The sequence below is a fragment of the Pseudomonadota bacterium genome, assembly GCA_026388255.1.
In the GTDB taxonomy this organism is placed as follows: Bacteria; Desulfobacterota; Syntrophorhabdia; order Syntrophorhabdales; family Syntrophorhabdaceae; genus JAPLKB01.
The window spans coordinates 1-9,398 of record JAPLKC010000068.1; the positions used below are offsets into that span (position 1 = coordinate 1).

8 protein-coding genes and 2 rRNA genes are annotated in these 9,398 nt (G+C 44.9%); 8 read left to right on the top strand and 2 right to left on the bottom strand.

From position 1 onward, the window contains the following. Both NT178_07985 and rrf read left to right on the top strand, forming a co-directional pair. A 23S ribosomal RNA gene (locus NT178_07985) occupies positions 1–255 on the top strand; the annotation flags it as partial. A 165-nt stretch (positions 256–420) separates the two neighbouring features. Further along, positions 421–537, top strand: a 5S ribosomal RNA gene (rrf, locus tag NT178_07990). Between the two features lie 132 nt (positions 538–669). Here rrf and NT178_07995 read toward each other — a convergent pair. Next, the gene (locus NT178_07995; protein MCX5812471.1) at positions 670–1,506 is read right to left on the bottom strand and encodes a peptidoglycan-binding protein; all 837 of its coding nucleotides are present in this window, start codon (positions 1,504–1,506) and stop codon (positions 670–672) included. A gap of 881 nt (positions 1,507–2,387) precedes the next feature. On the opposite strand from NT178_07995, the gene NT178_08000 reads away from it, so the two are divergent. The 6 genes from NT178_08000 to NT178_08025 all read left to right on the top strand — a co-directional run bounded on the left by NT178_08000 (position 2,388) and on the right by NT178_08025 (position 8,247). Next, on the top strand, positions 2,388–3,089 hold the full coding sequence (locus NT178_08000) for an ABC transporter ATP-binding protein (protein ID MCX5812472.1): 702 nt from the start codon (positions 2,388–2,390) through the stop codon (positions 3,087–3,089). Then, entirely contained in the window at positions 3,082–4,320 is a 1,239-nt protein-coding gene (locus NT178_08005) for an ABC transporter permease (GenBank protein MCX5812473.1), read from the top strand. Before NT178_08000 ends, NT178_08005 begins: the two co-directional genes overlap by 8 nt. Before the next feature lie 59 nt (positions 4,321–4,379). Continuing rightward, a complete protein-coding gene (locus tag NT178_08010; GenBank protein MCX5812474.1) occupies positions 4,380–5,111 on the top strand; it encodes an outer membrane lipoprotein-sorting protein in 732 nt (243 codons plus the stop codon). Between the two features lie 5 nt (positions 5,112–5,116). Next, a complete protein-coding gene (locus NT178_08015) occupies positions 5,117–6,442 on the top strand; it encodes a hypothetical protein (protein ID MCX5812475.1) in 1,326 nt (441 codons plus the stop codon). Between the two features lie 97 nt (positions 6,443–6,539). Beyond that, the gene (locus NT178_08020) at positions 6,540–6,710 is read left to right on the top strand and encodes a hypothetical protein (protein MCX5812476.1); all 171 of its coding nucleotides are present in this window, start codon (positions 6,540–6,542) and stop codon (positions 6,708–6,710) included. Between the two features lie 223 nt (positions 6,711–6,933). After that, positions 6,934–8,247 carry an AAA family ATPase gene (locus NT178_08025; protein MCX5812477.1) on the top strand — a complete coding sequence of 438 codons (1,314 nt, stop codon included), beginning with the start codon at positions 6,934–6,936 and terminating at the stop codon, positions 8,245–8,247. Between the two features lie 410 nt (positions 8,248–8,657). Here NT178_08025 and NT178_08030 read toward each other — a convergent pair whose 3' ends face one another. Next, complete coding sequence (locus NT178_08030; protein MCX5812478.1) at positions 8,658–8,891, bottom strand: hypothetical protein; 234 nt, start codon at positions 8,889–8,891, stop codon at positions 8,658–8,660. Positions 8,892–9,398 lie beyond the last annotated feature (507 nt).

Genomic DNA, 9,398 nt, shown 5'->3' on the forward strand with positions numbered 1-9,398 from the left:
CTAGTACGAGAGGACCGGGATGGACGTACCTCTAGTGCACCAGTTGTCACGCCAGTGGCATGGCTGGGTAGCTACGTACGGAAAAGATAACCACTGAAAGCATCTAAGTGGGAAGCTTGCTTCAAGATTAGTTATCCCGTCCGGTAGCAGTACCGGGCTAAGATCCCAGATAGACTATCTGGTTGATAGGCCGATTGTGTAAGCATAGTGATATGTTGAGCATACCGGTACTAATAGATCGAGAGGCTTGATCATACTTCATTATTTACAACATATATAGTTGTCTATTTAAGTTCGATGCTTCGCATATAACAGTTTTTGCGAAGCACATGCTCTTTAAAATTAATGTAGGATTGAGAATGCGCAGTATGGGTTTAAATTCTAACTTCGCAATTCTAAATTCGAAATTGATACAAGTTTCCCGGTGACTATAGCGGAGGGGCAACACCCGTTACCATCCCGAACACGGTAGTTAAGCCTTCCTGCGCCGATGGTACTGCACGAGAGATTGTGTGGGAGAGTAGGACGTTGCCGGGTTTAAGATATAAAAAGAAAAGCCAAGGAATTTTTTCCTTGGCTTTTCTTTTTATCACCACAGTGATGAGGCTGAGACGCTTTCTCTCTGATGGGCAATAACTTACGGCGAGACAGTTTCCGTCAGGAAACTGCTTAGGCTAACAACTCATAGAACTCCTTAAAATATTTAATACGTTCGGCTAAGCCGATGGTGCCGCCGTTAACTTTTTTAGTAATTTCCGTTACCACCTCCTCGCCTGAACCTTTGTCAGCCAGGGTGTTCAGCGAACGGGATTGCCAGAACCAGGCGGCTGACAACAAGGGATACTTGGACGCAACCAGATCAGGGTCGTTCAATATATTGTCTTCTACTGTTTCATCAAAGGCCCGGTAATTATTTTTACCGGTTAATTGAATATAGCCTCGACCTCTGAATTTATAACCATCCTTGCTTGCCTCGTCGCCATTACCCATTCTGTTCGCGTAAACACGTGACGCGATTTTTTCCGGTTGCCGCGCGTAACTGTCAGCCAGGTTGCCGGGAAAATACTTGGAAAATGTCTTTTTTAAACCGTCGGCAGAATAATGCAAATTCTCTTGGGTAACTTTAAAGCCACCGCTTTCGTGACTGCACTGTGCTAAAAAGTGAGCTAAACGCAGGGAAGAGTTGATCTGGAATTTTTCAGCACACCCGGCAATTTCATTGATAACCGCATCAGGAACATGATTTACCAGCTTATCCATTGATAAGCCTGAAACATTGACGTTATCTGTTCCGCCTACAGGCGCCGGTTTTCCGGCAGCGGCATCAGGAAACATTTTTAAAAAGGTATCAGTACCGACAATGCCGTCCGCGGTTAAACCATTTGCGCCCTGCCAGGCTTTTACCGCGTTTTCTGTCGCTGTACCAAAAAAACCATCAGCTTTAATCCCTAATCTGGTTTGTACTTTTTTTACATCATCGCCTGCTGATCCAACTTTAAGCAACATTGTCCACCCCCTCTTCTACCATACTGTTTATATTCTGCAATTTCTGGACATAAAGCAATGAAAAATATTCATCAATTGTTTTAATGTCTGCAATGTATATTGTCTTATCTTCTATAAAAAGTTGCTGTCACATGGACAGACTACAGTCATTCACCATACGGTAAATCTGGTGAGTAAAGCCATCTCGATATTTTTAATAAGGCAGAATAAAATGTTCAGTGACATTTTTGAATGTACAGAATGAGATTTACTTTGCAGTGCATTTGAGCACCGGGAAGTGCATGACCGTTGAAGTTAAAATAAAATGAAATGAAAATATCTGAATCTAAAACGCTTGAAGAGTTCTGAAAACAATTTAAGTGTCCAACTGGTGTGAACAAAAATATGTTCAATGTTCAAAAGTTCTCGCTTCGGACAGATTGAATTTGTAATGCCTGATAAATTTCTTGACATGTTCTTGAAATAGCAGGACAATGCATTTGAATCCGTTAATGGAAAAGGTTAAATCTTACTTGTGGCTGGACAACGGGACTCGACAAATTTATAATGGTTTATAAATAATATTTTCAACTTACGGCTTTTACGGCAGTCAAAACGTCTCAATTTGCCGAGGGCAGACAAATGGCAATGAATCCTCCCGAAGTAAATTATGGGACATTAAAACCCGGGGGAAAAGAATAAAAGGGCAACTTGACAGGATTTATTTTTCCGGTGAGGGAAAGATATTTACTTAGTATGTTAAATCCATTTTCCTATTCCTTTGGCGGGGTTTTAGAACTAAAACCTCATGTTTTCACTTATGGGGAAGGTGAGGGTTTTTCTGCTTAGCTAACGCAAGTAAGAAGTATAAAATAAGACTTCTTTGTGAAAAGGAGGATAGGATGGGATTGATCAAAGTTGAAGACGTAACTAAAGAATATAAAGTAGGGGAGGTAAGTCTCAAGGCATTGAAAGGAGTGAGCTTTGAGATTGATCCTGCCTCCTTCGTCTCCTTTGTGGGGCCTTCTGGAAGCGGCAAGACAACGCTCCTGAACCTGATCGGATGTCTTGATAAACCAACAGAGGGCCGTTTAACAGTAGCAGGCACGGATGTCCTGGCCCTCGACCGTAGAAGAAGCGCCCTCTTCAGGGGCAATAATATCGGCTTCATATTCCAGGATTTCAACCTTATTCCCGTGCTCACTGTGTACGAGAATATTGAGTATCCCCTGCTTATGGTTCAGAACATTCCATCAGCAAAAAGGCGAGAGCGCGTAATGAAACTCCTTAGTGCTGTGGGTATGCTGGAGCAGGAAACCAAATATCCTGATCAGATAAGCGGCGGGCAAAAACAGCGGGTAGCTGTAGCGCGCGCTCTCGTGACAAACCCGAGTCTTGTACTCGCTGATGAGCCGACAGCAAACCTTGATTCCAAAACAGCATACATGATTATAGAGCTGATGAAAAAGATGAGGGATGAATTCAGCACTACTTTTATCTTCTCAACGCATGACCAGAAGATCGTAGGAGAAGCGGAAATCATATATACCCTCGAGGATGGATTGTTAAAAGACCGCCAGGTAAAGGGAGGGGCTAATGGGTAATCTCTTCAAAATAGCCATCAGGAATCTCATGAGATACAGGAGAAGGACGCTTCTCACCGGATCGCTCGTAGCAATAGGAGTTGTCTTCGTCCTTATCTTTGCTGCCGTATCCGGTTCTTTTAAAAACATGATCATCGGCCAGATTACAGATTCCATGCTGGGCCACATTCAGATCCATCAAAAGGGCTATGTGGCGTCAATTGACAACCTGCCGCTGACTCTGAACATGGGACCCCAGGCCATGGCAAGGGTGGACAAATTGCTTTCCGGGACATCCGGCGTTGAAGCATATTCGCCGAGAATAAAGTTTGGAGGAGGATTCAGCAATTATACTGAGACGACTAATGTCAGGCTCAACGGCGTGTATCCGGAAAAAGAGCTGAAGACAGTTCCGCTCCTTGCGTCAAGAATCATTGAAGGCGAGAAGGCTGTAAAAAAGGATGAGATTCTTATTCCGGAGTTGCTTGCTCGCGGCATGAAGATCAAGGTCGGGGACATGGTTGTCATCATAGCCACGAACAAGGACGGCTCAGTGAATGGGAAACAGTTGAAAGTCGGTGGAATACTTGAAAGCGCTACAGGACCTGGCGGAAGGGATGGCTATCTCCATATCGAGGATGCCATGGAAATCCTCAGGATGGATGCTCCGGAGGTGAGCGAGATTGCCGTAAGGCTCCACAATTTTGGAAATCTCAAATCTGTTTATAATAAACTCACCAGCGCCCTTTCGAAAGAGCTTGACAAAGAGGGTAAACACGTATTTGAGATACATACCTGGGAAGGGCTGTCACCCTTTTACAATATAGCCCGTATGATTGATATGATGGCATTTTTCATCAAACTTATGCTGATTGCCATTGTGCTGGTGAGTATCATGAATGTGATGGTCATGGCGGTCTATGAGAGAATCAGGGAGATAGGCACCATCGCAGCCATAGGGACTCTGCCCGGGAAAATCCTCTCCATGTTCCTCATAGAGGGCTTTTCTCTCGGCGTTTTTGGTGCTGCGATAGGAACGGTCTTTGGGCTAATCATCATCAATATCCTTGGTCTGGCAAAGATTACTTTTAATTTCGGGATGCAGACAGGGCTTGTTTTGTCACCGGTGATTAGAGTGCCGGATGTCATTGTCACGGCATTGATCGTTATCCTCGTTGCCACGGCTGGAAGTCTCCAGCCGGCATTCAAAGCATCCAGAATGAAGCCTATAGAGGCACTCAGACATGTATAAACGCGCATATAAGGCGTGCCGGTGATGAGCGATGAACACTAAAACAGAAGGAGTAACCTATGTTTAAAACATTAATAGCATTACTGATGGTAGTATTTCTCGCTGCAACTGCCTATGCCATTGACGGTGCCCAGCTTCTTGCACGGATAGACAAGAACTTGAGCCCGGAGTCCTATGAATCATACCGGAAAATCATCAACATAGAGCCGAATGGCAGCAAAAAGGAATATACCTATTACACTGCAAAAAAAGGGAAAGACAAGATTGTGGGGCTATTTCTCTCCCCGGCAAGCGACAAAGGGAGGAGCACGCTCAGGCTGGCCGATAATATGTGGCTCTACATCCCGAACGTGGGAAAGCCGGTTCGCATCACAAGCCTCCAGTCCGTGGTCGGCGGAGTCTTTAATAATGCCGATATTCTGGCCCTTGATTACGCTGTCGAATACGACGTTGAGAAAGTTGATGCTTCCGGCTCTGAACAGCTTATATTTCTCAAAGCAAAGACAAAGAGCGTGGCTTATGACAGGCTCAAGATGTGGGTGGACAAGGACAAGCTTGTTCCCATAAAGATAGAGTGCCTTACCGAAGCTGATATGCTGATCAAAACCCTCTATTTCAAGGATATAAAGGACTTTGGCAATGGACTTGTAAGACCCGCAGTTATAGAGACTGACAGTCCGCTTTACAAAGGCTATAAATCGGTCATGGTCTTTGCCAAGATCAAGAAACGGGATTTTAAGGATGAGGTCTTTACCCTGACCTTTATGCCGAAGATGGAATCGCTGAGGTAAATTGATTGCGGATTTCCGATTTCGGATTGTGGACACTTATCAGTCTTTTGTTTGTATCTCTTCACGTTTCTTTCTTTATATCTGGCGGCGCCTATGCTGAGGAATATAAATTCGATGCTGCCGAGGTCGATAAGAAGCCGTACAGTATAGGCGGTTATGTAGAATTTTTTCCTGTCCTCTTTGGAGTGGACAGAAATGCTGCCTTATACAAGCTCAACTTTTATAATCGCAAGACAGACGCCACAACACCTGAATATGACGGGACACTCCAGTTGGAGGGAAGCCTTGAAAAGGGTATCTCACGTTTTTACGTAAAAACGAATACGAGTTACACCAATAACTATGCAGTGGAAACAACAAAGACAAAGATTTTCGAGGGCAACATCTCTCTCAAGCCGTCGCCTGCCTTTGTTTCGGAATTCGGCAAGAAAACGCTCAACTGGGGCAAGGGCTATGCCTGGAACCCGGCGGCATTCCTTGACAGACCAAAGAATCCCGATGATCCCGAGCTTGCCCGTGAGGGGTACATTGTGGCATCTGTAGACTACACGAAGAGCTGGGATGGTCATCTGAAGACCTTCTCCTTCACACCTGTGCTGGTGCCTACATACAGCGGTGTAAATGATGATTTCGGAGAAACAGGTCATTTGAATGTTGCATCCAAGTTTTACTTTCTCTTTTACGACACGGACATAGATCTCATGTTTCTCACAGGCGGCGCTAAAACTACGCGATACGGTGCGGATTTTTCGCGGAACATCACCACGAATCTCGAAGTGCACGGTGAATTCTCGCTGATCAACTCCAGCCAGAAGATGGCCGTTGACCGGAATGGGAATACGTACCAGTCAACCTACGGGGCGAAAAATTATCTCTTTGGCCTGCGTTATCTTACCGCCAACGATACAACTTATATCTTCGAGTACTACAGAAACGGCACAGGGTTTAATACCAGAGAGATGAGGAGTTATTTTTCTTTCATCGACTCGGGTTACGCAACATATACCGCTACAGGCAATCCTGCTCAGATGAACAAAGCTGATACCTTATACCAGGGCGGTTATGGAAAACCCAACCCCGGGATGAATTACCTTTATCTCCGTGCCAGTCAGAAAGAGCCCTTCAACATCCTCTACTTCACCCCTGCAATCACCTGGATCGTCAACATTGATGACAAAAGCTTTTCCATGTCTCCTGAGCTGGCCTACACCGGTTTTAAGAACTGGGAACTTCGGCTTCGGTCTATCTTTATCGTTGGCCCGAAGGGAAGCGAATTCGGAGAAAAACAGAATGATTACAGGGTGGATTTCAGGATGAGGTACTATTTTTAGGCTAATAATGTTCTGCCTCCTTGTTGCAGATGATATAGAAAAAAGGCTTCAGAAATACTATACTTAATTAAAAGCAGGGCCACGGAGGTGAGAGAAGATGCCTGGCAAAGAATACGAATGCAAGGAATGCGGTCGCGCCTTTCTTATATACGAAGAGAATAAGAGGGAGTTGAAATGTCCCGGTTGCGAAGGCGGGAATGTGGTTGTGAAGCAGGCACAGCCCCTGCCGCAGTGGATACAAGTCTTGAATAATAAAGGCTCAAGCTGAAAATAGAATAAGGAATGGCGTTGCCATTCATACAAAATTATTAAGGGGCAAACTTCGAAAATATTTGTGATGTTTACCCCTTAACTTTGTTGGGCCGAGGCGATTGTCATACCTTGTTGCATCGCCTGTGTTATCGTAGCGTCTCAAAATAACCCAAATAAACCTTTTCTTTTTAAAGTTATTGTATTAAAATAACCTTGTAAAATTAAACTAAGAGATTGTGATGAAACGATTCATTGACAAAGAACTCATAGCCTGGAAAGAGAACAAACGGCGTAAACCGCTGATATTAAGAGGTGCTAGACAGGTAGGAAAAACCTATTCGCTAAAACAGCTCGGGGAAAAACATTTCGAAAATATTGCCCTGATTGACCTTGAGCGGAATCTTTCATGGCACCGAATATTTGAAGGTGACCTGAACGTCCGGCGCATTGTCGCCGATCTGGAAATAGTCCTGAAGCAGAAGATCAGCCCGGAAAAAACACTTCTTTTTATTGATGAAATACAGTCATGCCCCCGTGCTATTACAGCCCTTCGTTATTTCTATGAAGAAATGCCCGATCTTCATGTGGTTGCAGCCGGTTCGCTTCTGGAATTTGCACTGAAAGACACTTCCTTTCCTGTCGGGAGAATTCAGTTTCTTCACCTCTATCCCTTAACATTTCCGGAATATCTGTACTCTATCGGCAACACTGAGGCTGTCGCCACCGTGCTTGACGAACCAAAACCTTTATCGCCGGTTGTTCATGATTATTTGTTGGAAGAACTCAAAAGGTATTTTTTTATCGGTGGGATGCCTGAAAGTGTCCGTGCCTATTTGGATACCGGTTCAATGCGTGAAGCATTCCATGTTCAGTCAGAAATCATCGAAACGTACCGGATGGATTTTGCAAAATACACAACAAAGGTAGACAAATATTTTTTGAACAATGTTTTCACCGCTCTTTCCAGGAGCGTGGGACAGCAAATTAAATATGCCCGCCTTGGCGAGGGTTTCTCGAATCCGACTTTAAAACGGGCCTTTGAAGTATTAAGTCTTGCCGGTGTAATACGAAAAGTCCCATCTGCAAACCCCGAAGGATTACCTTTGGGAGCCTCTGCTTCCTCGAAGATATTTAAAGCTCTTATGGCTGATATCGGTCTTATGCAGAACCTTTCCGGCATGCCGATAGACACGGAATATGCAAAAGCCGATCTTTTGAACATCTATCGTGGCGCTATGGCGGAGCAATTTGTAGGGCAGGAAATGCTTGTTGCTCAAAAAGGAGATCTCTACTATTGGGACAGACAGGCAAAAAGCAGCTCTGCAGAAGTGGACTACCTTGCCGTTATAAAAGATGTGGTTCATCCGGTAGAGGTAAAAAGCGGATCATCGGGAAGCCTGAAAAGCCTCCATCTGTTCAAAGAAGCCTATACTAACAGCGGTACGGCTGTTGTACTGTCTTCGCGGCCTTATGCAGAAATGCCTGAAAAAAATATTATCTTCATCCCCTTGTATTTTGCTTTTTCCGCTACGGGAGGGGTAGAATCTTTGTAGCCTTTCCGTGATAATAATTGGCCTCGTGTTTTTTACGGCAAACTTCGTTGTCTTCGGCGGGGCAACGAGTTAAAGGTCCATCTACTTTGTCGCCCTTCGGCGTTTCTCACTCCGACGTACTGCTAAGTACGCCTCCATTCATCCCGCCTTGAACTTCGTGTACCTGAAACCTTTTCCTTGCCGCCCAGACAAGAATACATAACTGTGTGTATTATACCCCAGCCTGTTTTTATCCGGGTATCCGCAAGCTGCCAATTATGCTATGGAATACGAAACTTTGTTGCGGGTGGCAACCATCATAACGGTTTACCCTGCATGAATATGCGGGGCAAATCCCTTCGGCCAGAGTAAATTGAAAGATAATGTATTAAGAAGTTTAGTTATATATTTATGGACGTCCCCATTATCCCCTACACAATCTCGCAGCGTCTGCGGCTGACCAATACAGAACTGATGGCTCTGGAAGAGAGCTGATTATGTATTTTTGCCAGGTCTATTAAAAGCAGCGGCATGTCGGGGATTTTGATCTGCGGCGGTCTGCTTCGCTTCGCGATCCTCCATCGTACGTTCAGTACGATTACGGCCTGCAAAGCTCGCAGCCCATCCACATCTGCAAAATCCCCGACATGCCGCTGCTCACCCAAGCCGGATTTACATATGCGCTTATGTAAATCCGGCGGAAATGAAGAATGATTTCTTCATTTCCCATACTTCGCGCTTCCTTACTCTGGTTTTTCCTTGTGATCCCAATGTGGCTTCATGCATAGAACGAGGCGACGACGACGAGCCGACGCAGGCATTAGCTTACACAGTGAAGGCTCTGCGAGCTTTGCTGCAGGAGGGGGCGACGTGAGCCCAGGCAATAGCGGAGCGCGAAGAGGAGGCAACGAAGTTACCTGTGTAATATGATAAAGGGCATGTTCGTACCAGATACGCAACGGTCTTGCCAAAAAAGTATCACCTCTTTATCGGATAGAACGGGTTGATTTAATAAGGGTATTATGGGCCAATTCAAATGTCAACGGCCTGTTGCCCGAATCCCCTTTGATCCCAACCCCGTATTTGTTCTTAACATGTCTTCATTATGAAGATTTGTGCCTTCCGGATTTTCACCTGTTTCATAAAAAAGGTGCAGGGGACGAAGATACATC